The organism is Winogradskyella endarachnes, assembly GCF_009741275.1.
Classification (GTDB): Bacteria; Bacteroidota; Bacteroidia; order Flavobacteriales; family Flavobacteriaceae; genus Winogradskyella; species Winogradskyella endarachnes.
In genome coordinates this window covers 80,333-104,716 of sequence record NZ_WOWS01000004.1, presented here as the reverse complement: position 1 = coordinate 104,716, position 24,384 = coordinate 80,333, and the positions used below count along the sequence as shown (strand labels likewise).

General features: G+C 32.0%; 24 protein-coding genes. 16 read left to right on the top strand and 8 right to left on the bottom strand.

Features of this window, described 5'->3' with window-relative positions:
* Window positions 1-130 precede the first annotated feature (130 nt).
* The 7 genes from GN138_RS11280 to GN138_RS11250 all read left to right on the top strand — a co-directional run bounded on the left by GN138_RS11280 (window position 131) and on the right by GN138_RS11250 (window position 7,143).
* Window positions 131-1,591: an oligosaccharide flippase family protein gene (locus GN138_RS11280; protein WP_157364105.1), complete on the top strand. Its 1,461-nt coding sequence runs from the start codon at window positions 131-133 to the stop codon at window positions 1,589-1,591.
* 35 nt (window positions 1,592-1,626) lie between these two features.
* A complete protein-coding gene (gene dut / locus GN138_RS11275; protein ID WP_157364104.1) occupies window positions 1,627-2,061 on the top strand; it encodes a dUTP diphosphatase in 435 nt (144 codons plus the stop codon).
* Window positions 2,062-2,259: 198 nt separating this feature from the next.
* On the top strand, window positions 2,260-3,279 hold the full coding sequence (locus GN138_RS11270; RefSeq protein ID WP_157364103.1) for a sugar phosphate nucleotidyltransferase: 1,020 nt from the start codon (window positions 2,260-2,262) through the stop codon (window positions 3,277-3,279).
* A gap of 116 nt (window positions 3,280-3,395) precedes the next feature.
* On the top strand, window positions 3,396-3,710 hold the full coding sequence (locus GN138_RS11265) for an antibiotic biosynthesis monooxygenase family protein (protein WP_157364102.1): 315 nt from the start codon (window positions 3,396-3,398) through the stop codon (window positions 3,708-3,710).
* On the top strand, window positions 3,703-5,061 hold the full coding sequence (locus GN138_RS11260; protein ID WP_317162744.1) for a tetratricopeptide repeat protein: 1,359 nt from the start codon (window positions 3,703-3,705) through the stop codon (window positions 5,059-5,061). Before GN138_RS11265 ends, GN138_RS11260 begins: the two co-directional genes overlap by 8 nt.
* A gap of 6 nt (window positions 5,062-5,067) precedes the next feature.
* A complete protein-coding gene (locus GN138_RS11255) occupies window positions 5,068-5,862 on the top strand; it encodes a DUF4292 domain-containing protein (protein WP_157364101.1) in 795 nt (264 codons plus the stop codon).
* A 27-nt stretch (window positions 5,863-5,889) separates the two neighbouring features.
* Window positions 5,890-7,143 (top strand): murein hydrolase activator EnvC family protein, encoded by a 1,254-nt coding sequence (locus GN138_RS11250; protein WP_157364100.1) that lies wholly within the window; start codon window positions 5,890-5,892, stop codon window positions 7,141-7,143.
* On the opposite strand, the gene GN138_RS11245 is transcribed toward GN138_RS11250, so the two are convergent.
* The 3 genes from GN138_RS11245 to GN138_RS11235 all read right to left on the bottom strand — a co-directional run bounded on the left by GN138_RS11245 (window position 7,140) and on the right by GN138_RS11235 (window position 9,175).
* Window positions 7,140-7,649 (bottom strand): acyl-CoA thioesterase, encoded by a 510-nt coding sequence (locus GN138_RS11245; RefSeq protein WP_157364099.1) that lies wholly within the window; start codon window positions 7,647-7,649, stop codon window positions 7,140-7,142. The two genes, GN138_RS11250 and GN138_RS11245, sit on opposite strands and share 4 nt — an antisense overlap.
* 87 nt (window positions 7,650-7,736) lie before the next feature.
* A complete protein-coding gene (locus GN138_RS11240) occupies window positions 7,737-8,678 on the bottom strand; it encodes an HU domain-containing protein (protein ID WP_157364098.1) in 942 nt (313 codons plus the stop codon).
* Between the two features lie 137 nt (window positions 8,679-8,815).
* Window positions 8,816-9,175: a hypothetical protein gene (locus GN138_RS11235; protein WP_157364097.1), complete on the bottom strand. Its 360-nt coding sequence runs from the start codon at window positions 9,173-9,175 to the stop codon at window positions 8,816-8,818.
* 122 nt (window positions 9,176-9,297) lie between these two features.
* On the opposite strand from GN138_RS11235, the gene dprA reads away from it, so the two are divergent.
* The gene (gene dprA, locus GN138_RS11230; RefSeq protein ID WP_157364096.1) at window positions 9,298-10,401 is read left to right on the top strand and encodes a DNA-processing protein DprA; all 1,104 of its coding nucleotides are present in this window, start codon (window positions 9,298-9,300) and stop codon (window positions 10,399-10,401) included.
* A gap of 40 nt (window positions 10,402-10,441) precedes the next feature.
* Here the strand turns inward: dprA and trpS are convergent, their stop codons facing one another.
* Entirely contained in the window at window positions 10,442-11,410 is a 969-nt protein-coding gene (gene trpS, locus GN138_RS11225; protein ID WP_157364095.1) for a tryptophan--tRNA ligase, read from the bottom strand.
* Between the two features lie 113 nt (window positions 11,411-11,523).
* Between trpS and GN138_RS11220 the strand changes: the two genes are divergently transcribed.
* A complete protein-coding gene (locus tag GN138_RS11220; protein WP_157364094.1) occupies window positions 11,524-12,264 on the top strand; it encodes a lysophospholipid acyltransferase family protein in 741 nt (246 codons plus the stop codon).
* Window positions 12,265-12,345: 81 nt separating this feature from the next.
* On the opposite strand, the gene GN138_RS11215 is transcribed toward GN138_RS11220, so the two are convergent.
* From GN138_RS11215 to recA, 4 genes are all read right to left on the bottom strand, one after another.
* Window positions 12,346-14,064: a hypothetical protein gene (locus GN138_RS11215; RefSeq protein ID WP_157364093.1), complete on the bottom strand. Its 1,719-nt coding sequence runs from the start codon at window positions 14,062-14,064 to the stop codon at window positions 12,346-12,348.
* Window positions 14,064-14,609, bottom strand: a complete 546-nt coding sequence (locus GN138_RS11210; protein WP_317162743.1) for an RNA polymerase sigma factor — start codon at window positions 14,607-14,609, stop codon at window positions 14,064-14,066. The genes GN138_RS11215 and GN138_RS11210 overlap by 1 nt, the downstream gene beginning before the upstream one ends.
* 24 nt (window positions 14,610-14,633) lie before the next feature.
* Window positions 14,634-15,086: a hypothetical protein gene (locus GN138_RS11205; protein ID WP_157364092.1), complete on the bottom strand. Its 453-nt coding sequence runs from the start codon at window positions 15,084-15,086 to the stop codon at window positions 14,634-14,636.
* Window positions 15,087-15,187: 101 nt separating this feature from the next.
* Window positions 15,188-16,192 (bottom strand): recombinase RecA, encoded by a 1,005-nt coding sequence (recA, locus tag GN138_RS11200; RefSeq protein WP_157364091.1) that lies wholly within the window; start codon window positions 16,190-16,192, stop codon window positions 15,188-15,190.
* Between the two features lie 553 nt (window positions 16,193-16,745).
* On the opposite strand from recA, the gene trhO reads away from it, so the two are divergent.
* The 7 genes from trhO to GN138_RS11165 all read left to right on the top strand — a co-directional run bounded on the left by trhO (window position 16,746) and on the right by GN138_RS11165 (window position 24,383).
* Entirely contained in the window at window positions 16,746-17,819 is a 1,074-nt protein-coding gene (gene trhO / locus GN138_RS11195; protein WP_157364090.1) for an oxygen-dependent tRNA uridine(34) hydroxylase TrhO, read from the top strand.
* A 6-nt stretch (window positions 17,820-17,825) separates the two neighbouring features.
* A complete protein-coding gene (locus tag GN138_RS11190; RefSeq protein WP_157364089.1) occupies window positions 17,826-19,070 on the top strand; it encodes a peptidase U32 family protein in 1,245 nt (414 codons plus the stop codon).
* A complete protein-coding gene (locus tag GN138_RS11185; protein WP_157364088.1) occupies window positions 19,070-19,300 on the top strand; it encodes a ferredoxin in 231 nt (76 codons plus the stop codon). Before GN138_RS11190 ends, GN138_RS11185 begins: the two co-directional genes overlap by 1 nt.
* A gap of 160 nt (window positions 19,301-19,460) precedes the next feature.
* Complete coding sequence (locus tag GN138_RS11180) at window positions 19,461-20,738, top strand: PSP1 domain-containing protein (protein ID WP_157364087.1); 1,278 nt, start codon at window positions 19,461-19,463, stop codon at window positions 20,736-20,738.
* The gene (locus tag GN138_RS11175; RefSeq protein WP_157364086.1) at window positions 20,722-21,225 is read left to right on the top strand and encodes a gliding motility lipoprotein GldH; all 504 of its coding nucleotides are present in this window, start codon (window positions 20,722-20,724) and stop codon (window positions 21,223-21,225) included. Before GN138_RS11180 ends, GN138_RS11175 begins: the two co-directional genes overlap by 17 nt.
* A 5-nt stretch (window positions 21,226-21,230) precedes the next feature.
* Window positions 21,231-23,588, top strand: a complete 2,358-nt coding sequence (locus GN138_RS11170) for a penicillin-binding protein 1A (RefSeq protein WP_157364085.1) — start codon at window positions 21,231-21,233, stop codon at window positions 23,586-23,588.
* Between the two features lie 93 nt (window positions 23,589-23,681).
* Window positions 23,682-24,383: a CoA transferase subunit A gene (locus tag GN138_RS11165; RefSeq protein WP_157364084.1), complete on the top strand. Its 702-nt coding sequence runs from the start codon at window positions 23,682-23,684 to the stop codon at window positions 24,381-24,383.
* The last annotated feature ends 1 nt before the right edge of the window (window position 24,384 follow it).

The window sequence follows — 24,384 nt, the reverse complement described above, 5'->3', positions numbered from 1 at the left end:
CACAATGGCTATTTTAGTAAAAATATAGTCGTCTTTACTAATATAATAGCGCATTAATATTAATTCTTATAGTTGTTAAGTATACAATGCATTAATTTAATACTTTTGAGTTTTACTGATACTAATACTCTTGAGCGGATTTAAAACACTTTTTAAACAAACTTTTATTTATGGCTTAGCAACTGTTTTGCCAAGAATGTTGAGCTTTATCTTGGTACCTCTGTACACTAATCCACAAGTACTGTCGGTTGAAGAATATGGACGCGTATCATTCATTTTTGCCTATTTTGTACTTTTTAATGTGGTACTAGCCTATGGTATGGAAACTGCATTTTTTAGGTTTTTTAATAAAGAAGAAAATCAAGAAAAAGTAACTAGTACATCTGCAATCTCTTTAGTAATAAGCTCATTTGCGTTATTAGGAATTGCTTTTCTATTCAAAAATCAGATTGCTTCACTGATAAATATAGAACTTAAATACCTCAATTTAGTATTTATAATTTTACTTTTTGATGCCCTAGTTATTATTCCATTTGCATGGTTAAGAGCAACGGCAAGACCAATGAAATACGCGATTATTAAAATTTTGAATGTAGCGGTAAATTTAGGTTTAAACATTTTCTTATTACTGTATTTAAAAGATCTAGCGGAAGGCAATTCATTATTTAATAGTATTTATATTCCCCATTATCAAATCAGTTATATTTTTATTTCTAATCTTGTAGCCAGTGGTGTAACCCTACTTTTATTGTTACCATTTTACTTAAAACTTAATTTTAAATTCGATACAGAATTATGGCAAAAAATGATGCATTACGGGCTACCAGTACTAATTGCAGGTATTGCTTATTCTGTAAATGAAACCTTTGATCGTATTTTATTAGAATATTTGTTGCCAAATGATGTTGCAGATCAACAAATAGGTATGTATTCGGCTTGTTATAAACTCGCTTTATTTATGACCTTGTTTGCAACCGCATTTCGTTTAGGTATAGAACCCTATTTTTTTAGTCATTCTAAAACTAAAAATCCCCAAACTAATTATGCTAAAATATTAGAATACTTTGTTGCATTAGGTTCGGTTATTCTTTTAGTTGTTGTCATATTTGCGGATCTCTTAAAACCTTTCATAATTTTAAGTGAAGCTTATTATGAAGCTATGTGGATCGTACCATTTATTCTATTAGCTAACTTTTGCTTAGGAATTTATCACAACCTATCTGTTTGGTATAAAATAACAGATAGAACTAAGTTTGGTGCTTATATTTCAATTTTTGGAGCATTAATAACATTAGTTTTAAACGTAGTTTTAATTCCGGTAATTGGGTTTAAAGGCTCAGCAATAGCAACGCTTTCTGCGTATTCAGTAATGATGATGTTATCATTTTATTTTGGTAAAAAATATTATCCCATTCCATATAATTTAAGTAAAATTGGTTTGTATTTAGTGGTTTCCATTCTGTTTTCATTTCTGTTTTTTTATAACTATCGAGAGAATTATATGATTGGAAGTGCAATGTTAATTGTATTTTTGGGATTAGTTATAATATTGGAAAAGAACCAACTAAAACAACTCTTAAAAAGAAATTAAACTCTTGTTTAGAGCAAAGCGAATATTCTCAACTCATGAAAATTAAAATAATAAATAAATCAAGTCACGCCTTACCGCACTACGAAACTATAGCTTCAGCTGGTATGGATTTGCGTGCAAACTTGTCAGAATCAAGAATTTTAAAACCTTTAGAACGTACAATTGTAGGCACAGGCTTATTTATTGAATTACCAATAGGCACAGAAGCACAGGTAAGACCAAGGAGTGGTTTGGCTGCGAAAAAAGGAGTTACAGTACTTAATGCACCAGGAACTATAGATGCAGATTATAGAGGTGAAATAGGTGTAATTTTAGTGAATCTTTCTAATGAAGAATTTACTATAAATAATGGCGAAAGAATAGCACAACTAGTTATAGCAAAACACGAACGTGCTGACTGGGAACAAGTCGCAATTTTATCTGATACAGACAGAGGAGAAGGTGGTTTTGGAAGTACAGGAGTTAAATAACCATTTCCTGGTAAGGCAGAAGTCTAAGAATAGAAAAGAAAAAACAAATTGATTAATTTATATAGAAGAACTTATTATATTGAAGAATTTGGATGTATTAGTGAAGTTCTGAGGCATAATAACGAATTCCAATAATAGAAAAGAGATTAGAAATTAAGTGTAACAATAAAAAGACACCTGTTTTCACAGGCATATAATATGAAAATAATAGTACCAATGGCAGGCAGAGGATCCCGCCTTAGACCACATAGTTTAACAGTACCAAAACCATTAATTCCTGTTGCAGGTCAACCAATTGTGCATCGTTTAGTAAAAGATATTGCTAAAGTTTTAAAGCAACCTATAGAAGAAATTGCTTTTGTTTTGGGTGATCCGGCATTCTTTGGAGAAGAGGTTGTAGAAAGTTTAACGGAACTTGCTGAAAGCTTGGGAGCAAAAGCATCTATTTATAGACAAGACCAACCATTAGGAACTGGTCATGCTATTATGAGTGCAAAACCTTCACTTTCTGGTCCTGCAGTAATTGCTTATGCAGATACTTTAATTAGAGCGGAGTTTGATTTAGACCCAACAGCAGATAGCGTTATCTGGACAAAGCGTGTTGCAAACCCAGAGGCTTATGGTGTTGTAAAACTAAACGATGATAAAAATATTGTTGAGTTAGTTGAAAAGCCAGAAAACTTTGTAAGTGATCAAGCTGTAATTGGTATTTATTATTTTAAAGATGTTGCTGTTTTAAAAGAAAAACTACAGGAAATCTTAGATGAAAATATTATGAATGGCGGCGAATACCAAATTAATGACGGTATTAAACGCATGATGGCAGATGGACGCATTTTTAAAACCGGAACCGTTGATGAGTGGATGGATTGTGGAAACAAAAACATTACTTTAGAAACTAATGCAAAAATGTTGGGCTTCTTAAAAGAAGATAGTTTAGAACAACTAATTGATAGTTCTATCGTTTTAGAGAATTCAAAAATAATTGAACCTTGTTTTATTGGTAAAGGCACTATTTTAAAAAATACAACCGTTGGTCCTCATGTTTCAATTGGGAAAGATTGTGTTATTGAAAATTCAACCATAACAAATAGCTTAATTCAAAACAATACAAGTATTATAAATGCAAAGTTAGACGAAGCTATGATTGGAAATCATGTAAAATATAATGGCGAGTTTACTAAAATTAGTATAGGAGATTATTCCGTTATAGAATAAATTGTATTTTTAATAATAAACGGAAGTTTCAGCTATATTAAACTTTTAATTTGCAGTTTTTGGTTGACTTTGGAATAACTTTTGAATAATGAATAACAATTTAAAGTAAGCAGTAAATGTATGTAGTGATATATGCTTTTGAGTTAAAACCTAATCAAGAAACAAAGTTTATTGAAGCTTGGCAAGGCTTAACATCGCTAATTTATAAACACGAAGGAAGTCTAGGGTCTAGATTACATAAAAAGGATGCGTTAAATTACATAGCATATGCACAATGGCCAAATCAAAATGCCTTTGATATTGCAGGAGGCAATTTACCAGAAGAAGCCAATTACTATAGAGACAGTATGAAATCTGCTTGTGTAAAATTTGAAGTATTAGAAAAATTAGAAGTCGTAAAAGACCTATTAAAACAACAGCAAAGTGAATAAGAAATTTATTTGTATAGTGGTATTTTTTTTCGGGATGATATGTGTTCCGCAAAGTGTGTATGCCCAAGTTGATTTTAATAAATTACCAGATGATGATTTAGGAAATTATGAAGACGAATTTCAAGAACATTTTTTTGAAGCTTTAAAACAAAAAGGCATTGAAAATTATGATCGTGCTGTAGATGAACTTCATAAATGTTTAAATCTAAATACTAAACTTCCTATTATTTATTTTGAACTAGGTAAAAACTATAATAAGCTTAAAAACTTTGGTGCAGCAGAAGACCATCTAAAAAAAGCAATAGAAATGCAACCAGATAATGTTTGGTTTTTAGATGAACTTTACGATGTTTATTTTCAGCAAGATGATATTAAAAATGCGTTAAAAACTATAAAGCAATTGGTAAAATATCATCCAGATTATAAAGAAGATTTAGCGGCACTTTATGTTAGAGAAGAAAAGTATAAACAAGCCTTAGATATCTTAGATGAGTTAGATGCAGAATTTGGATTGAGCGAATCTAGAGACGCCATGCGTAATGATATATATAGTATTACTGGTAATGTAGGCGATCGTATAGAAAATTTAGAGCAACGCATTGCTAATAACCCAAGTAATGAAGATAATCATTTAAAACTTATTTATAGATACAGTCAATCTGGTGATCGCAAAAATGCTTATAAAGCCGCAAAGAGTTTATTAAAAGTAAAGCCAGAATCTAAATTTGTGCATTTAGCGTTGTATAAGTTTTATCTTCAAGACGGTAAAGTAGAAGATGCTATTGGTTCTGTAAAAACAGTTTTAACTAGTCCTGAGATTAATGCAGATGCTAAAGCAAAAGTGCTTAAAGATTTTGTGGCATTTGTGGGTAAAAACCCAGAATATGAATCGGATTTAGTAGAAATTACTTCGCTAATTGACCAAAACAAAGACGCACAAACCCATAGCGATTTAGGTCATTATTATTTAAAAGCAGGAGACAAACTAAAAGCGCTTGCTAACTTTAAAGAAGCCTTAAAGCAAAACCCTAACGACTTTAAATTAATAAAAGATGTATTACTGCTTCAAATAGATATTGAAGACTATAAAGCGGTTATAAAAGATGGAGAAAGTGCCTTAGAGTTATATCCTGCACAACCAATATTGTATTTAGCAATAGGAGTTGCTAATAATAAATTAGGGCATTCTAAAACAGCTATAGACTATTTAGAAATGGGCTTAGATTATTTAATAGATAACCCTAGTATGGAAGCTGATTTTTATTCAGAATTAAGTATAGCCTATAAAGCCTTAAATAATATTAGTAAATCTAATGCGTTTGCTAAAAAGGCAAAAGCCCTTAAATTGTAATTATAAATGAAGTTATCTCAAGCCTATAAAAATGTAAAAATGAGTGTTGGCATATTGCTTATTCTTTTTACGTTTAGTTGTAATTCTGCTAAAAATGTTATCGCTTCTGGTGAAGCAAGTGATAAGCTTTCTGCAAAACAAGTAATCAAACAACACGAAAAAAATAGTACAGCGTTTAAAACTCTTAAAGCGAGAGTTAAAATAGACATTACCCAAAACGATAAAACCCAAGGTGCTGGTTTTACACTTCGCATAGAAAAAGATAAAGTAATTTGGCTAAGTGAGTCTGTTTTAGGTATGGCACGTATGATGATTACACCAGATAAAGTAAAGTTTTACAATAAGCTAGATAACGAATATTTTGATGGCGACTACAAACTTTTAAGTGATGTAGCAGGTATAGATTTAGATTTTATGAAAGTGCAAAGCATCCTTTTAGGCGAAGCAATTTATGATCTTAAAGCACAACCTCATCAAGTTGCTTTAAGTGGTAATTCTTATGCTATAAGCCCAAAAGACCAAGCTGCGCTTATGGAATTGTTTTATTTAATAAATCCGTCGCATTTTAAAATGGATAGCTTACAATTACAGCAACAACAAAAAAGACGAATGCTTCAAGTAGATTATGCATCTTATCAGGAAGTAGATAAACAAATCATTCCTAAAAATATTAGAATTATTGCTGTGGACGATAGTGATGAGGTTGCTGTTGCTATGGCGATTAAATCTGTATCTTTGAATGACGAAGTAAGGTTTCCTTTTAAAATTCCTTCAGGTTATAAAGAAATTGTTATAAAATAATTGGTTGTCTTAAAGACACAATGAAGTATGATTCACGAGAAATTTTATATTAAAAATAGCGTAAAAAAACTAACATGTATTTTGTTTCTGTTAGGGTTTTTAATGTCTACTACAGCAGGTTTTGCACAAAGTGATAAGCAAAAAAAATTAGAAGCGCAACGTCAGCAGGTTTTAAAGGAAATGAAGCAAATTAATGCTTTGTTGTTTACTAAAAAGAAAGAGCAAAAATCAGCGATTACTTTAATAGAAGACATAAATTATAAAGTAAGTGTTCGTAAAAATTTAATTAGAATAACTAACGAGCAAGCTAATTTACTGACTAGAGAAATCAATAACAACCAAAACGAAATTGCAAGCCTAAAAACGCAATTAAAAGAGCTTAAAGATGATTATGCTGCTATGGTAGTAAAATCTTATAAAAGTAAATCTGAGCAAAGCAAAGTGATGTTTTTGCTGTCTTCTAGTAATTTTCAACAAGCCTATAAACGATTGCAATACATTAAGCAATATTCTAATTACCAAAAGGAGCAAGGCGAAGCTATAAAAACTAAAACTAAAGAATTAGAACAATTAAATGTTGAATTGTCTAAGCAAAAGGAAGATAAACAGAAGCTAATTGAAGAAAACCGAATTGCCAAACGTCAATTAGAAAACGAATTAAAAGAGCGTGAAACTTTAATGGCTTCTATAAAATCTGAAATGGGAAAGTTTGCCGCTCAGATTAAAAAGAAAAAGCAAGAAGCAGCTCGTTTAGACAAAGAAATTGATCGATTGATTAAAGAGACTATTGCTGCGTCTAATAAGAATTCTGGTAAAACAACAACTAAAGGTAAATTTGTTTTAACGCCAGAAGCAAAAAAATTATCTGCTAATTTTGAATCTAATCGAGGAAAACTTGGTTGGCCTGTTGCTAGAGGTGTCATTAAGGGTAAATTTGGTAAAAGACGTTCTTTAACAGATAATTCTATTACTCAAAACTATAAGAGTATTTATATCGCTACGGATACCAACTCAGAAGTGAAAGCTGTTTTTAATGGTGTTGTAGCTCAAATTCATGTAATGAAACGTGGTAATCCTACTATATTGGTTAGGCACGGTAGTTATTTTAGTGTTTATATGAATCTTTCTGAAGTTAATGTAAAGAAAGGTGATAAAGTTGTCACAGGTCAGGTTATAGGAAAGGTTTTCTCTAATAAATCGTCTGGAGAATCACTACTTGGTTTTAGAATTTATAAAAACGACCAAGTTCTTAATCCAGAGCCTTGGTTAGCTAAATACTAATCAAAAAGTGCTTTCAGTTCTGTAGCGTCAGCAGGTTTCATTTTACCCGCTAATAATAAACTTAATTGTTTACGTCTTAAGGCTGCATCAAAACGTTGCTTTTCTAATTCTGTTTCAGGCACCAATTCTGGCACTTTTACTGGTCTTCCGGTTTCATCAACGGCTACAAAGGTATAGATTGCTTCATTAGCTTTAATGCATTCACCAGACTCTCTGTCTTCTATCCAAACGTCCATATAAACTTCCATAGAAGAAGAGAATGCTCTAGATACTTTAGCTTCTATCATTACCAAACTTCCTAATGGTACTGATCGGTTAAAGGCTACATGATTTACAGAAGCTGTTACAACGATACGTCTAGAGTGTCTTCTGGCAGAGATACTAGCTGCACGATCCATACGAGCTAAAAGTTCACCACCAAATAAATTATTTAAAGGATTGGTTTCGCTAGGTAAAACAAGATCGGTAACTATTGTTTTAGACTGAGAAGCGGTTCTAGATTGCATAAAAATTTAAATTTTGTGCAAATATAGAATGATTTTGCAATGCGCCGTCTAATATTAGAAAAAAGAAAGTTTAGAGAAATAAACAGTTTACTGTAGTTTCTTAATTAACAACCACGCATCAGGATTATGCTCACGACGAATCTTAAAAAGTTCTTCTTGTGCTTCCTCTCTAGAGTTATAGCTTCCGTAAACAACCTCATGCAAACCATAACGATTTACACCAATTGTTCGTGCCTTATAACCTCTATTTTTAAGTTGATTAACTTTTTTATCAGAATTAGCCTCAACTCTAAACGCACCAGCAACAATATGGTAGTTTCCACTTTGTTTCTCTAAGCTCAATGTTGCAGCAGGTAACGGGTTACTAATCACAAAAGTTGCTTCTTGTACTTTAGCATCTAATTGTGCGTTAGCCTTTTCTTGAGCAATTTGATTTTGGTTTTTAATTGTGTTGTTATTGTAATACGTAGCAACACCAAAGCCTCCTATACCTAATACAAATACAGCTGCGGCAGCATATTTAATCCAATTACGGTTAGCTCGTTTTTCTGGAGTCAAAATTATAGGAGCATGCACTTCTATATTTTCAACATTTTTTAAATGAATTTCACGATCAACATCTTTAGATGTAAAATGAGATAACCCAAAAGAATCTGTGAGATAGTTAATATGACGTGATGGATCAAATTCAATTTTTCCATCGGCATTCAATACCAATTCTCCAATATTTTTAAGCTGAATAGTTTCACCGTCAGCTAATAATGTCTTTAGAGATTTTATTTTGTTAGAGAGGTTGTTTAAAGCCGTTGTATATGGCAATTTTTCTACCTCAGCGATATAATTAGCCAACAAACCATCATTTTGTTGTAATTGCTCATTAAAAGACAGTGCTTTTTTGGGCGGATAAAATGTGTTTGTAGTTTCATGTACTTTGGCCGAAACACGTTGTGTTAAAAAAGCTCCAAAACCAGGAACAGTAACACACTCGTATCGGTATAAAAGGTCGCTAATGTAAGTTTCTAACTGCATATTAAGGCAAAGTTAAAAATTTTTATATCTGAAAGACATTAAGTGAGATTTAGTTATTAACATCGAAAAAAAATATTCTCTATATGATTGATTCTGTAAGAATTCCATATAAAATATTTACATAAATTGATATTTTTTTATAGATTATTGCGAGGGTCATAATTGCTATAATCAGGGATTTTTGGCAGTAAACGTTTCAGTTCTGCGCGTCTATATGTAATATTAAAGTCTCTAAAGAAACTTCTTTTTAGGTCTTTGGAAGAAAATACAATAAAGCCATCTCTCATGATTTCAATTTTCGCCATATCAAATTTTAGTCCCACAAGTTGAGTATTCAATTTTTCAGAATAATTAAAAGTGTTTAATCTTGAAGAGTTATCATTTTTGATTAATGAAAATTCATTTAAATCTATTAAAGTTATAGTTGGTTTTAGTGTTACGGAGCCCTCAATATTTTTAAATTTTGAATTCTGCGCTGCAGCGATAAAAGAAAGCATATAAATAAATATAAATATTGAGCGCGTTATCATAGGTTATTTTTTATGTTATAAAAATAAGAAAAACCTTCTTTTATCTTGAGAAGTATTTCGTTAAATTACACGCTAAAGAATTCTAATTAATGACAGACCAGCAACTTATTTACGCTTTAGCATTGCAACACGTTCCAAAAATTGGAGCAACAACGGCTAAAAAGTTAATTAATCACTGTGGTTCTGCAGAAGCAGTTTTAAAAGAAAAGGCTTCTACACTTTTAAAAATAGACGGTATTGGTACTATTACAATACAAGGGCTTTTTGATAAAATACATTTAGAAGAAGCTGAGCACGAATTAAAATTTATTAGAGATAATAATATTATAACACATTATTATACAGAAGATACTTATCCAGAACGTTTAAAGCATTGTATTGATGGACCAATTGTATTATTTCAATCCGGAAACATTAATATAAAACAGCAACGAATAATTAGTATAGTTGGTACTCGGAAAATTACAACGAGTGGAGTTGCTTTTTGCGAAAAACTTGTAGAAACGTTAGCGGAGTTTAATCCTATTATTGTTTCGGGCTTTGCTTACGGAACAGATATTACGGCTCAAAGAGCTGCTGTAAAGCATAATTTACAAACAATAGGTTGTTTAGCGCATGGACTCAATCAAATTTACCCTAAAGTACATAAAAAGTATGTAGCAGAAATAGAAAATCATGGTGGGTTTTATACCGATTTTTGGAGTTCTGATAATTTTGATAGAAATAATTTTTTAAAACGAAACCGAATAATCGCTGGTCTTAGCGAAGCTACTATAGTTATAGAATCTGCAGAAAAAGGTGGGAGTTTGGTAACAGCGGACATCGCTAATTCTTATAACAGAGAGGTGTTTGCAGTGCCAGGAAGAACTACAGATAGCCAAAGTATTGGTTGTAATAATCTAATAAAATTTCAGAAAGCTCATTTATTATCTAATCCTTTAGATGTACCGTATATGCTTAATTGGGAATTAGAGATAGATAAAAAACCAGCAGTACAGCAACAATTATTTGTAGAGCTAGAGCCCGATGAAAAGATTATTTATAATTTTTTAAAGGATAATAACAGAGAAATGTTAGACGTCATTGCTATTAAATGTAAAATGCCAACGTATAAAATTGCTGGCATTTTACTTAATATGGAATTGAAAGGTTTGGTTAGACCTTTACCTGGTAAGTTGTTTGAGGTTATTTAAAATGTATAAAAAAAGATAAACCTAAAGTAGTTTACTAATATTAATACCCAACCTTTTCTCTTACACGTCGTAAAACGGCATCCGCAACTAATTTAGCTTTTTCAGCACCTTTTGCTAACGCGGCATCAACTTCTTCAAGATTATCCATGTAATAAGTATAACGTTCTCTTTGCTTAGAGAAACGCTCTAAAATCAACTCATATAAGGCTTGTTTGGCATGTCCATAACCATAATTTCCACCTTCATAATTAGCTTTCATTTCTGCTATTTGGTTATCAGAAGCTAATAAACTGTAAATAGCAAAACAGTTACAAGTTGCCCAATCTTTAGGCTCTTCAAGAGGCGTACTATCAGTTTCAATAGACATTATTTTTTTGCGTAATTTTTTTTCGGGTAAAAAGATATTGATAAAGTTGTCTCTACTTTTACTCATTTTTTCACCATCTGTGCCAGGAATTAGCATACCATTTTCTTGTATTTTACCTTCTGGTAATACAAAAGCTTCACCCATTTTTGCGTGAAAACGAGAGGCAACATCTCGAGTCATTTCAATATGTTGCAATTGGTCTTTTCCTACCGGAATAATTTCTGCATCATACAGCAAAATATCTGCAGCCATTAACATTGGGTACGTAAACAAACCCGAGTTTACATCTGCTAAGCGATCTGCTTTATCTTTAAAGCCATGTGCTAAGGTTAAACGTTGGTAAGGAAAGAAACAGCTTAAATACCAAGATAATTCTGTTACTTGTGGAATATCGCTTTGTCTATAAAATACAGTTTTCTCTATATCTAAACCACAAGCTAACCAAGTGGCAGCAACTGAGTATGTGTGATTTCTTAATTCTTTAGCATCTTTGATTTGGGTTAACGTATGTAGATTGGCAATAAACAAAAACGAATCGTTTTTGGCATCGTTTGCCATTTCTATTGCTGGTAAAATTGCACCTAATATATTTCCTAAATGCGGAGTTCCTGTACTTTGTACGCCTGTTAATATTCTTGCCATGCTTACTTCCCACAAAAGTGGGAATCTTTTTTATAAATTAAACAAAGCACAAAGGTAAATTTTTTAGGTCAACTTTAAGAGGTGATTTAATTTAAATAGTTAGTTTTGGTACCATGGCAATTTTTAAATATCCATTTTGGGTTATATATCGTATTTGGTTCTACATTTTAGTAGCTTTACCGATTATTATAATGTTTCCTATTCTTATAATTTCCATTTCAAGAGAGCAATGGTATCCGCTCTTTTTTAAATTGGCTCGTATTTGGTCTAAGTTTATTTTAATAGGCATGGGTTTTGGTTATAAAATAAAAAGAGAAGAAATTCCAGATCCTAATAAAAGCTATATGTTTGTTGCTAACCATACGTCTATGGCAGATATTATGTTAATGTTAGTTGCCGTGAAAAATCCATTTGTATTTGTGGGAAAGCAAGAATTAGCTAAAATTCCGTTGTTTGGATTCTTCTATAAACGCACTTGTATTTTGGTAGATAGAAGTAGTGCTAAAAGTAGACAGGCTGTTTTTTTAAGAGCACAAAGACGTTTAAAACAAGGGGTTAGTATTTGTATATTTCCAGAAGGCGGTGTCCCAGAAGAGCATATCTTATTAGATAGCTTTAAAGATGGTGCATTTCGTTTAGCTATTAACCATCAAATACCTGTTGTACCTCTAACTTTTTATGATAATAAAAAGCGTTTTTCTTATACGTTTTTTAGCGGAAGTCCAGGAAAAATGCGTGCTAAGATTCATAAATTTATTTCTACAGAAGGTTTAACTATACAAGATACTAAATCTTTAAATGAGCAAACTAGATCTTTAATCTTTAAAGAGTTGAATTCTACAGTTAAGGCATAAAAAAAGCTACCCTAACCAAGAGTAGCTTTTATAAGTATTGCATTTGCATTCATCAAAGCTTTTTTGTTGCAATAACCTAACCTAAAACTTATAACTTAAGCCTGTATATACACCAATAAAGAAAGGTTTAAAATCTCCCGTAGTATTATTAAATGTATTAATCTGATATTTAAATGTCGGTTCTAAATTTATATTCCATTGTTTAGATAAACTATAATCCATGCCTAAACCAAAATTGGCACTAAAACTAGTATCATTAATATTATTAGCTTCACCTATTAAAGTGCTAGATCCATTAACATCTGCATAAATTTCATTATTACTTAAAAAGAAAGTGCTAAATCCTCCAATAACGTTTATTCCAAATTTTTTATCTAACACACGATATTCCAATTCTAACGGAATTTCAATAAAACTAAATTTTTGATCAATTATTCCTGCAGATTTAGTGTTGAATAATTCTGGAGTAGAAGATCTGTTCAGCATAGTAGTACTCATTAGTGATACATGCTGCTCATTACCATTAAATGTAATGTTTCTAAACTCAGCATCTACACCTCTTGCAGCGGTTTCTGCTCCTGTAAATGCATACACGTCTGAAGTGGCTTGGTTTAAGCTTAAACTATTAATACCAGCTCTAATTTTTAATTTTTTAGAAATATTATAACTACCAGCAATTCCATAACTCATATTAACATCACTGCTTTTTTCGTTGTCGTTAAATTGTTTGTCTAAAGAAGACCCTTTACCTAAAGAATTAAAATAAACAGGCGCAACATTGGGTGCAATGCTCCACCTGCTTTGGTTATCCTCTTCTTCTTCAATAATAGTTTCAGTATTTTCTGCTATAGCTTTTTCTATCGATTCTTTTGTTGAATCTTCAATTAATTCATTTACTGTTTTTACAGAATCTTCAGGTTTGGTTTCATTAATTGAATCTGAATGTTCTTTTGAGCTCTTAGACGTATTGTTTTCTACAACTGCCGTTTCATTTCTATTAATTGCATTTTTAATTGCAGATTTTCTTTCGGCATCAGATTTTAGCTGAGTTTTATTTTCTGTTTCTAAGCTTGAATTTTTATTAGATTCTTTTAAAATCTCATTCTCTGCAACAACTGTTTCATTATTATTTATTGCGTTTTTAATAGCAGATTTTCTTTTAACTTCAGATTTAAGTTGTGCTTTATTTTCTGATTTTAAAGTTGAATTTGATGTCTTTTCATTGGCTACTTTACTATTCTTTTCTTTGTTTGTAATTGTAGAAAATTGATTTTGCTTTTGAACTGTATTAACAGACGCTTTATTTTTGTCTGAATCAGCTACAACTGAATTAAACCTATTATTTGAATATTGATTTGATGGTAATGGGTTAGAACCAGCTTTTTTATAAGGTTCTTTATTTGTAAAATCATTTACATTTAATTCATTTTCTGTTTCATTGTTTGTGTCAGCAACCGAAGTGTTAAACTTTTTACTGCTATTTAATTCCTTTTGTTTTAATGTTGAAGAATCACTAGCATTGTTAGGTTTTGAGTTAGTCTTTGTGTTATCTGTATCTACTATTGGTAAATTTTCAGAATCAATACCTTTATTATTAAACACAGAAACACCAACAGTTAGCATAATAGCAATAGCAGCAGCAACACCACCTAGTTGCCACCAAAGTGCAATTACTCTACGCTTTTTCTTTTTCTTTGGTAGATTTTCGCTTATGCGCTCCCAAACAGCATCATTTGGTACTGCTTCAAAATCTTTAAACTTTTCTTGAAAAAGTCTATCTATATTCTTCTTCTCTTTCATTATATAGTCTGCGAATTTAAATTCGCGTTATATTCTTTAATTTTGTCTCTTAAAATTAACCTCGCTCTTGCTAAGTTAGATTTAGATGTTCCGGTTGAAATATTAATTAATTCACTAATTTCAACATGAGAATAACCATCTAATACATACAAATTAAATATTAATCTATACCTATCTGGTAACTCTTGTATAATTTGCAGTAAGTACTCTATACTTACATCATCTTCATTTATATCTACTGATACGTCTTCTATATTACCCTCATTAATAATATCATAAACGCCAACATTTTCTCTGTAACGTTGTAATGATGTATTAATTGCAATGCGCTTTAACCAGCCTTCAAAAGAACCTTTTTTATTGTATTGGTCTATTTTGTTGAAAATAGTTATAAATGCATCGTGCAAATTATCTTCTGCTTCTGCATAATTTTTTGAATACTTAAGACAAAGCGAAAATAATTTACTGGCATACTGCTTGTATAATTGGCTTTGTGCTTTAGCATCACGTTCAATACAATTTTTTATGAGTAGATTTAAACTCACATGATTCTGGGAATTAATTAATAATTAGTCTTTTGCTGGTTGGTCAGAAAATTGTCTTTCATCCATAACAGGTACTTCTACTAAATAATATTGGTCTTCTCCATAATTATCTTCTCCTTGATAAAATTTAAATAGGTATGTTTCTGTACCAGATACTGTAAAGTCAAAATTTACAGAGACTTGTTCTGGATCACCTTCACAATTTAAAGTGTTAGTTTCATAAACAGTATTTACTACAGCAATGGTCCTTTCGTGGCCGTCAATTTCGTAAATGAAGTCATTGAAATAATAACAAGAGTTAGGTTTGGTATATGTTACAAATATTTCATAGGTTTCTCCATGTACAAAATATTCTGGCATCTCAACGCTCTCTATAGGTAATACTTCTAATATAAAGCTGTCATTTACAGTGTCATCTAAGCTACAAGAGGTAAAGGTTAAAATGAATATAACTGCTAATAGGGCAAATTTTTTCATAATTAATTATAATCAATTTCAATATATAGATGCAAAAAGTGTAAAAGGGTTGCGTCTAAAAACTAAAAAAATCCTGAATTTCAGGATTTTTTTAATTTGTACTATTCAGACTCGTTAATCAGTGTCCTTACTTTTTCCTCTAATTCATCCATTAAATCAGGATTATCTTGTATTAAAAGTTTAACAGCATCTCTTCCTTGCCCAAGTTTTGTATCGCCATAACTAAACCAAGAACCGCTTTTTTTAACAATATCATGTTCTACTGCTAAATCTAGTATTTCACCAACTTTAGAAACACCTGCACCATACATAATATCAAATTCTGCAAGTCTAAAAGGTGGTGCCACTTTGTTTTTAACAACTTTAACTCGGGTTTTGTTACCCATAACATCACCATTGCTATCTTTTATTTGAGTAGATCGTCTTATATCTAAACGGACCGAAGCATAGAATTTTAAGGCATTACCACCAGTTGTTGTTTCTGGGTTACCAAACATTACACCAATTTTTTCACGTAATTGGTTAATAAATATAACAGTACAATTAGTTTTGCTAATAGAAGATGTTAATTTTCTAAGGGCTTGAGACATTAAACGCGCATGTAAACCCATTTTGGAATCTCCCATTTCACCTTCAATTTCACTTTTAGGTGTTAAGGCAGCAACAGAATCCACCACTACAATGTCAATAGCTCCAGATCTAATTAAATTATCTGCAATCTCTAAAGCCTGCTCACCATTGTCTGGCTGTGAAATAATTAAATTATCTATATCAACGTTTAGTTTTTCGGCATAAAAACGGTCAAAAGCATGCTCTGCATCAATAAAAGCAGCAATTCCACCTGCTTTTTGTGCTTCTGCAATAGCATGTAATGTTAGAGTTGTTTTACCAGATGATTCTGGTCCATATATTTCAATGACACGTCCTCTAGGGTAACCACCAACGCCTAATGCAATATCTAAACCTAATGAGCCAGAAGATATAGCTTCTACATCAACTACAGCTTGATCGCTCATTTTCATTACCGTTCCTTTTCCGTAAGCCTTATCTAACTTATCTAAAGTTAATTTTAAAGCTTTTAATTTTGCATCTTTTTCGCTACTCATTTGTTCTTTTTTTTCTGAATTAATCTGACTTCAAAAATACGGCTTATTTTATTTATTTCATTTCTCGTTTTAAAATTACTGTTAAAGAAATTATTTTTTTTCAATTTTTAACGCAACCCTTTTGCACTTTTTACATCTACTAAATGAAAAAGGAAAAAATTGCTATGAATACTATTAAAAAGAGGTGGCAAGTTAAACGAACTTAAGCACTCCTTTTAAACGTATTACAAAAACATTAGGTGTTTCAGTTATTGTGAATTCCTCAATAATTGTAAAGCCGATGTAGATTAATATTTTAGTTTTAAGTTAGTAGTTAATCTAAAAAGCACTTTGAATATCTCAAAGTGCTTTTTTTTGTACATAGTTGTTCACTTTTGAGTAAAAACAATACCTTTGCCCTTAATATACATAAGATTATATAGCGAAGAGTTACATTTTTTAATGTGATATAAAAATAAGAATTATTGTAATTAAGTCTTGTTTCTTCGTTCTTAAAGCGAAGCAGTCTTGTGTCTTTTATAAAAATATTCTTTAACCTTAAAATTAGTATAGCATGCAACTGTACAATAATTTAAGTGCTAAAGAAAGAGCAGAACTTATTGAACAAGCAGGTAAAGAACGCTTAACAATCTCTTTCTACAAGTACGCCAAAATTAACAATACCGAAATTTTTAGAAACCACCTATTTTTAGCTTGGGATGCGTTAGATGTCTTAGGCAGAATCTATGTAGCTACCGAAGGTATTAACGCGCAACTCTCTGTGCCAGCCGAAAATTTTGAACCTTTTAAAAATCATTTAGATACTATTTCGTTTTTAGAAAATGTAAGATTAAATATTGCTGTTGAGCATGATAATTTTTCTTTTTTAAAGCTGAAAGTAAAAGTGCGTAACAAAATAGTCGCAGATGGATTAAACGATGCGTCTTTTGATGTAACAAATAAAGGCGTACATGTTAATGCCGAAAAATTTAACGAACTCATTGAAGACCCAGACACGGTTTTAGTAGATATGAGAAATCATTACGAAAGCGAAATAGGGCATTTTAAAAATGCTATTACTCCAGATGTTGATACTTTTAGAGAATCTTTAGATTTAATTGAAGAAGATTTAAGAGAACACAAAGAAGACAAGAAATTGGTAATGTATTGTACAGGTGGAATTCGTTGCGAAAAAGCAAGTGCATATTACAAACACAAGGGCTTCAAAAATGTATTTCAGCTAGAAGGTGGTATTATTAATTATGTACGTCAAATTGAAGCTGAAGGTTTAGAAAACAAATTTTTAGGTAAGAATTTTGTTTTTGACCAACGTCGTTCTGAACGAATTTCAGATGATGTTATTGCCAATTGCCATCAATGTGGTGAGCCAGCAGATTTGCATACCAATTGCGCCAATGAAGCCTGTCATTTATTATTTATACAATGCGACTCGTGTAAAGAAAAAATGGAAAATTGCTGTTCAACCAACTGTATGGAAATTAATAGATTACCATACGAAGAACAAAAAGCCTTAAGAAAAGGACAGGGTAATAGTAATGATATATTCAAAAAAGGACGCGCAGATCATTTACCTTATAAAAAGGACTTGCGTAATATTTTTGAAACCATGAAGACTAACACTATCTAATTAGTTATGCAAAAGATAGAGTTAATGGCACCTGCAGGTAATTTTGAATCCTTACAGGCAGCCTTAGATAATGGTGCAGATTCAATTTACTTTGGCGTAGAGCAACTCAATATGAGAGCCAGAGCTACAATTAACTTCACTTTAGAAGATTTACCAGAAATAGTTAAACGATGCGAAGCTAAAAAGGTAAGAACCTACCTTACCTTAAATACCATAATTTACGATCACGATTTATCAGTTGTAAAAACATTGATAAAGCAAGCAAAAGAGTCTAATGTTACTGCTGTAATAGCAATGGATCAAGCGGTAATTGCTGTAGCGAGAGAACACAATATGGAAGTGCATATCTCTACGCAAATAAATATTACCAATATTGAAACCGTAAAATTTTATGCGCTATTTGCTGATACTATGGTATTAAGTAGAGAATTAAGTTTACGTCAAGTAAAACATATTACAGAGCAAATTGAAAAGGAACAAATAAAAGGGCCATCTGGAAGATTAGTTGAAATTGAAATATTTGGTCATGGAGCACTTTGTATGGCGGTTTCTGGTAAATGTTATATGAGTTTACACGCGCATAATTCATCTGCAAATAGAGGCGCTTGTAAACAAAACTGCAGAAAAAAATACACCGTTATTGATCAAGAAACTGGTGTAGAAATGGAATTAGACAATGAGTACATTATGTCGCCAAAAGATTTATGTACTATAGATTTTTTAGACCAAGTTGCAGACGCTGGCATAAAAGTTTTAAAAATTGAAGGTAGAGGTCGTGCACCAGAATATGTTGCCAAGGTTATAAAATGTTATAGAGAAGCTATTGATAGTATCGCTAACGATACTTATTCTAAAGAGCAAGTGATTACTTGGATGCAAGAATTAGAAAAGGTCTATAATCGTGGTTTTTGGAGCGGTTATTATTTAGGTCAGAAGTTAGGAGAATGGAGTAAAGGTTCTGGTAGCCATGCTACGCAGAAAAAAGTGTATATCGGTAAAGGCGTTCACTTTTATCCAAAAGCAAAAATTGGCGAGTTTAAAATAGAAGCCTATGATATTTCAATAGATGATACAATCTTAATAACAGGTCCAACAACAGGAGCAAAAGAATTTCAACTCAAGGAAATGTTGGTTAATGATGAAAAATTATTAAAAGGCACTAAGGGAGATTCAATTACAATTCCATTAGATTTTAGAATTAGGCCATCAGATAAGTTGTATAAAATTGTTGAAAATAAAGTTGAAGCCTAATGGTTGTAATTACGCTTCAACGAAACAAGTGTATTGGTTGTAATTACTGTGTAGAATTAGCGCCAAATCAGTTTCAAATGTCAAAAAAAGACGGAAAATCTGTTTTGCTTCATTCCGAAGAAAAAAAAGGGTTTTTCACCTTAAAATCTAAAGATTATGAAATTTTAGAGCCTTGCGAAAATGCATCTAAAGCTTGTCCGGTAAAAATTATTTCTGTAAAAAACATTTAGTAAAAGAAGCATAAATTAAAAGCGTTTTCTGATTCATATTAAAAACAATAAAAATTGAGTTTTAGTAAGCTAAAGAAATAATCTTATCTTTACTCATTAATTATTTACGAATCCTATATCTAGTTTTTTAAAGACTCTAGATTTAATATATAAAATTTTTATGGCTTGTAACAGTTGCGCAACTGGAGAAGATGGCCAACCAAAAGGATGCAAAAACAATGGGACTTGCGGCACAGACAGCTGTAATAAACTCACGGTTTTTGATTGGTTAGCAAACATGTCACTTCCAAACGGACAAAAACCGTTTATAGGTGTAGAAGTACGTTTTAAAAACGGTAGAAAACACTATTATAAAAACACTGAAAATCTTACATTAAGTATAGGAGATATTGTGGCAACACAGGCAAAATCTGGTCACGATATTGGTATGGTTACACTTACTGGTGAGTTAGTACGTGTGCAAATGAAGCGAAAAAAAGTAAAACTAGACGACGCTGAAAATGTTTTAAAAATATACCGAAAAGCATCACAAAAAGATATTGATATTTGGTCTGCTGCCAGAGATAAGGAGGAGCCAATGAAGGTAAAAGCACGTCAGTTTGCTATAGATTTAAACCTGAAAATGAAAATTTCAGATATTGAATTTCAAGGAGATGGCAGTAAAGCTACTTTTTATTACACAGCAGAAGAACGTGTAGATTTTAGAGAATTAATTAAGGTCTTTGCGCGCGAGTTTAGAACGCGAATTGAGATGAAACAAGTTGGCTTTAGACAAGAAGCGGCTAGACTTGGTGGTATTGGTTCTTGTGGTAGAGAATTGTGTTGTTCTACATGGTTAACCGACTTTAGATCCGTGAGTACCTCTGCAGCGCGTTACCAACAATTATCTCTAAATCCATTAAAGCTTGCGGGTCAATGTGGTAAACTAAAATGCTGTCTTAATTATGAGCTAGATGCGTATTTAGACGCCTTAAAAGCGTTTCCAAAATCTGATGTTAAATTATATACAGCAAAAGGAACTGCGGTATGCCAAAAGACCGATATTTTTAAAGGTCTAATGTGGTATGCTTATGAAGGTGAATGGATGAATTGGCATATTATTACTACAGAGCAAGCCAATGAGATTATAGAAAAAAACAAGAAAAGAGAAAAAGTTGCCAGTTTAGAAGAATATTCTGTAGAGCATATACAAGATACTAAAAATGAATTTGAAAACGTTGTTGGTCAAGATAGTTTAACGCGCTTTGATAGTCCAAAACCTAAAAAGAAACGTAAAAACAATAGGAATAATAGAAATAACAAAAACCGAAACCACAACAATAAGAATAATAACAAGAGTAGTAATAATAACAATTCTAAAAATAAATCTCACAATCGAAACCGTAATCAAAAGCAAAAAGCCAAAACAAATGCTAAAACTAATGCTAAAAAAGACTAACACTTTTGTTAAAGCTTTAATCTGTTGTGTTTTTATAACAAGTTGTGACTCTAAAGCTGTTTTTGACGAGTATAAATCTCTACCAAATCAATGGAATAAAGACTCAATAGCTAGCTTTAAATTTAAAGCTCCAGACACCATTAGCACATATAATCTGTATGTTAATTTAAGAAATACAGACGCTTATAAGTTTAGCAATTTATTTCTATTGGTAGAGTTAAATTATCCTAATGGTAAGGCTGTAAAAGACACTTTAGAATATAAAATGGCAGCACCAAATGGAGAACTTTTAGGAACAGGTTTTTCAGATGTAAAAGAAAATAAATTGTGGTATAGAGGTTATAAAGAGCCATTTAAATTTACAGAAGAAGGCGATTATACCGTGAATATTCAACATGCCATGAGAAATAACGGCGAAGTTAATGGTGTGAAGAATTTAAAGGGAATTACAGATATAGGATTTAGAGTAGAACAGGCTCAAAATTAATAAATATGGCAAAAAAGAAAATAACTCAGTCTAAAAAAGAGACTTTAGATTTCACAAAATACATACGTTGGTTTTGGATTCTTTTTTTATGTGGAATTATAGCTAACGTTTTACTTTTTCTATTTGCGTCTTGGGGATTTTTAGGTGAAATGCCAGACCACACTAAATTAGAGAACCCTGAAACGAATTTGGCTACAGAAATTATTTCTTCGGATAATCAAACCTTAGGTAAGTTTTATTTTAATGATAATAGAACACCTGTAGATTATGATGAATTACCTCAAAATATAATAGATGCATTAATAGCTACTGAAGATGTTCGTTTTTATGAACATTCAGGTATTGATGGAAGAGGGACTTTAAGGGCTATTTCTAAATTAGGAAGTGGAGGGGGAGCAAGTACAATAACTCAACAATTGGCCAAAAATTTATTTACAAAAAAAGTTTCTAAAAATATAATAGAACGTCTTTCGCAAAAAGTAAGAGAATGGATTATAGCGATTCGATTAGAGCGTCAATACACAAAAGAAGAAATTATAGCACAGTACTTAAATATTGTAGATTTCAATAATAATGCTGATGGAATAAGAAGTGCGGCAAGAATTTACTTTGGTAAAGAACCTATGGAATTAGATATAAAGGAGTCAGCAATGATTGTTGGTATGTTAAAAAATCCGTCCTTATATAATCCAAGAGCACATAAAAACCCTGTTGGAACGAAGAATCGGAGAAATGTCGTTTTAGCGCAAATGTCGAAATATGATAAACTATCCGAATCAATTAAGGATTCATTACAAAATACAGAGCTAGATTTAAATTATTCACCAGAATCTCATCGTGAAGGTATTGCAACTTATTTTAGAGAATACCTTAGAAGTTTCATGAAGGAATGGACAAACAAAGAAGAGAATAAAAAGCCAGATGGTAGTAAATACGACATTTATAGTGATGGATTAAAAGTGTATACAACTATAGATTCTCGTATGCAGCAATACGCAGAAGATGCTATTGCTCAGCACATGCCCAGATTGCAAGCAGAGTTTGATAACCAAAACACACCAGATAGAAATAAAACAGCACCATTTTTAGATTTAACTAAAGCTGAAGAAACTAAGTTAATGAATGACGGAATGAAGCGTGGTGAACGTTGGAGAATTCTTAAAAATCAAGGCAAATCGGATAAAGAAATTAGAGCGTCATTTCAAAAACCTACGGCAATGAAGGTGTTTAAATGGATTAATGGCAAACCTGGTGAGGTAGATACCATTATGAAGCCTATAGATTCCATGCGTTATTATAAATCCTTTCTACGACCAGGAATGATGTCTATGGATCCACTTACAGGGCATGTAAAAGCTTGGGTTGGAGGCATGAATTACAAGCATTTTCAGTACGATATGGTGAAACAAGGAAAACGTCAAGTGGGATCTACCTTTAAGCCTTTTGTTTATGCTACAGCTATAGATCAATTACAATTTTCGCCTTGCGACTCTTTTCCTAGAACACAAATCACAATAGAGGCTAATAAATTTGGTAACCCAGAACCTTGGACTGTTAAAAATTCTGATGGTAAATATTCTGGTAAGCAAACCCTTAAAGATGCATTAGCGAGTTCAACTAACACGGTTACAGCAAGGCTAATGAATGAAATTGGCCCACAACCTGTAGTAGAAATGGCAAAAAAATTAGGAATTACCTCCGAGATTTTACCTGTTCCTGCAATTGCCTTGGGTACACCAGATATTAGTATTTACGAAATGGTTGCGGCTTATTCAACCTTTGCTAATAAAGGCGTTTACAATAAACCCGTTATGGTAACACGTATTGAGGATAAAAATGGTACTGTGTTGTATCAATTTAAACCAGAAAGTAAAGATGTTTTAAGTGAAGAGGTCGCTTATGTTACGGTTAACCTAATGGAAGGTGTAACACAAGCAGGTTCTGGTAAACGCCTTAGACACAATTCAGATTGGTTAGCAAAATCATCGGTTTATAAAGAAGTTATGACAGGTTATCCATACGAATTAAAAAACCCTATTGCTGGTAAAACAGGAACTACCCAAAACCAAAGTGATGGTTGGTTTATGGGAATGGTACCTAATTTAGTTACAGGTGTTTGGGTAGGTGCAGAAGATAGAGCTGCTCACTTTAAATCAATTCATTATGGACAAGGAGCATCAATGGCACTACCAATTTGGGGATTATACATGAAAGCTTGTTACGCAGATAAAACTTTAGATGTTTCAGATGGTAAATTTGAAAAACCATCAGAATTAAATATAGATATCGATTGCGAAGCCAGAGATGAAGGTGATATAGGTGGAACGTTGGGTGCAGAAGATGAGATAGAAGTAGATTTCTAATAGCCTTATAATAGTCAAACCATTTTTAATTCTATTAAATTATAAAGTAACTACTTAGTTTCGTATTTTTAAAAAGCTAAATTTTTAAACAATATGATTAACAAAAAAGTAGAGAATGTTGCTGATGCACTTAAAGGTGTTTCTGATAACATGACCTTTATGTTTGGTGGTTTTGGTCTATCTGGTATTCCAGAAAACGCGATAGCCCAACTCGTAAAACTTAATCTAAAAGGATTAACCTGTATCTCTAATAATGCAGGTGTAGATGACTTTGGTCTAGGTTTGTTATTACAACAAAAGCAAATAAAAAAAATGGTGTCTTCTTACGTTGGCGAAAACGATGAGTTTGAGCGTCAAATGCTGTCTGGAGAATTAGATGTAGAATTAATACCCCAAGGTACATTAGCAGAACGTTGTAGAGCAGCACAAGCTGGTTTTCCTGCATTCTACACACCTGCTGGCTACGGAACAGAAGTTGCAGAAGGAAAAGAGGTTAGAGAATTTGATGGAAAAATGCATGTCTTAGAGTATGCATTTAAAGCAGACTTTGCATTTATTAAAGCATGGAAAGGTGATGCTGCCGGTAATTTAATTTTTAAAGGCACAGCAAGAAATTTTAATCCTAATATGTGTGGTGCTGCAAAAATTACTGTTGTTGAGGTTGAAGAATTACTACCTGTAGGAACATTAGATCCTAATGAAATACATATTCCAGGCATATTTGTACAACGTATTTTTAAAGGTGCACATTTTGAAAAACGAATAGAACAACGAACTGTAAGACAAAAAGCCTAGA

Excerpts from the sequence above, each read along its gene's own strand:
- trpS (WP_157364095.1), bottom strand. The coding sequence starts at position 11,410 with ATGGCAAGAATATTAACAGGCGTACAAAGTACAGGAACTCCGCATTTA.
- GN138_RS11170 (WP_157364085.1), top strand. The coding sequence starts at position 21,231 with ATGGCAAAAAAGAAAATAACTCAGTCTAAAAAAGAGACTTTAGATTTC.
- GN138_RS11215 (WP_157364093.1), bottom strand. The coding sequence starts at position 14,064 with ATGAAAGAGAAGAAGAATATAGATAGACTTTTTCAAGAAAAGTTTAAA.
- GN138_RS11250 (WP_157364100.1), top strand. The coding sequence starts at position 5,890 with ATGATTCACGAGAAATTTTATATTAAAAATAGCGTAAAAAAACTAACA.
- GN138_RS11245 (WP_157364099.1), bottom strand. The coding sequence starts at position 7,649 with ATGCAATCTAGAACCGCTTCTCAGTCTAAAACAATAGTTACCGATCTT.
- dprA (WP_157364096.1), top strand. The coding sequence starts at position 9,298 with ATGACAGACCAGCAACTTATTTACGCTTTAGCATTGCAACACGTTCCA.
- GN138_RS11175 (WP_157364086.1), top strand. The coding sequence starts at position 20,722 with ATGCTAAAAAAGACTAACACTTTTGTTAAAGCTTTAATCTGTTGTGTT.
- GN138_RS11270 (WP_157364103.1), top strand. The coding sequence starts at position 2,260 with ATGAAAATAATAGTACCAATGGCAGGCAGAGGATCCCGCCTTAGACCA.
- GN138_RS11240 (WP_157364098.1), bottom strand. The coding sequence starts at position 8,678 with ATGCAGTTAGAAACTTACATTAGCGACCTTTTATACCGATACGAGTGT.
- GN138_RS11235 (WP_157364097.1), bottom strand. The coding sequence starts at position 9,175 with ATGCTTTCTTTTATCGCTGCAGCGCAGAATTCAAAATTTAAAAATATT.
- GN138_RS11220 (WP_157364094.1), top strand. The coding sequence starts at position 11,524 with ATGGCAATTTTTAAATATCCATTTTGGGTTATATATCGTATTTGGTTC.
- GN138_RS11190 (WP_157364089.1), top strand. The coding sequence starts at position 17,826 with ATGCAAAAGATAGAGTTAATGGCACCTGCAGGTAATTTTGAATCCTTA.
- GN138_RS11185 (WP_157364088.1), top strand. The coding sequence starts at position 19,070 with ATGGTTGTAATTACGCTTCAACGAAACAAGTGTATTGGTTGTAATTAC.
- dut (WP_157364104.1), top strand. The coding sequence starts at position 1,627 with ATGAAAATTAAAATAATAAATAAATCAAGTCACGCCTTACCGCACTAC.
- GN138_RS11180 (WP_157364087.1), top strand. The coding sequence starts at position 19,461 with ATGGCTTGTAACAGTTGCGCAACTGGAGAAGATGGCCAACCAAAAGGA.
- GN138_RS11205 (WP_157364092.1), bottom strand. The coding sequence starts at position 15,086 with ATGAAAAAATTTGCCCTATTAGCAGTTATATTCATTTTAACCTTTACC.
- GN138_RS11165 (WP_157364084.1), top strand. The coding sequence starts at position 23,682 with ATGATTAACAAAAAAGTAGAGAATGTTGCTGATGCACTTAAAGGTGTT.
- GN138_RS11265 (WP_157364102.1), top strand. The coding sequence starts at position 3,396 with ATGTATGTAGTGATATATGCTTTTGAGTTAAAACCTAATCAAGAAACA.
- GN138_RS11255 (WP_157364101.1), top strand. The coding sequence starts at position 5,068 with ATGAAGTTATCTCAAGCCTATAAAAATGTAAAAATGAGTGTTGGCATA.
- recA (WP_157364091.1), bottom strand. The coding sequence starts at position 16,192 with ATGAGTAGCGAAAAAGATGCAAAATTAAAAGCTTTAAAATTAACTTTA.
- trhO (WP_157364090.1), top strand. The coding sequence starts at position 16,746 with ATGCAACTGTACAATAATTTAAGTGCTAAAGAAAGAGCAGAACTTATT.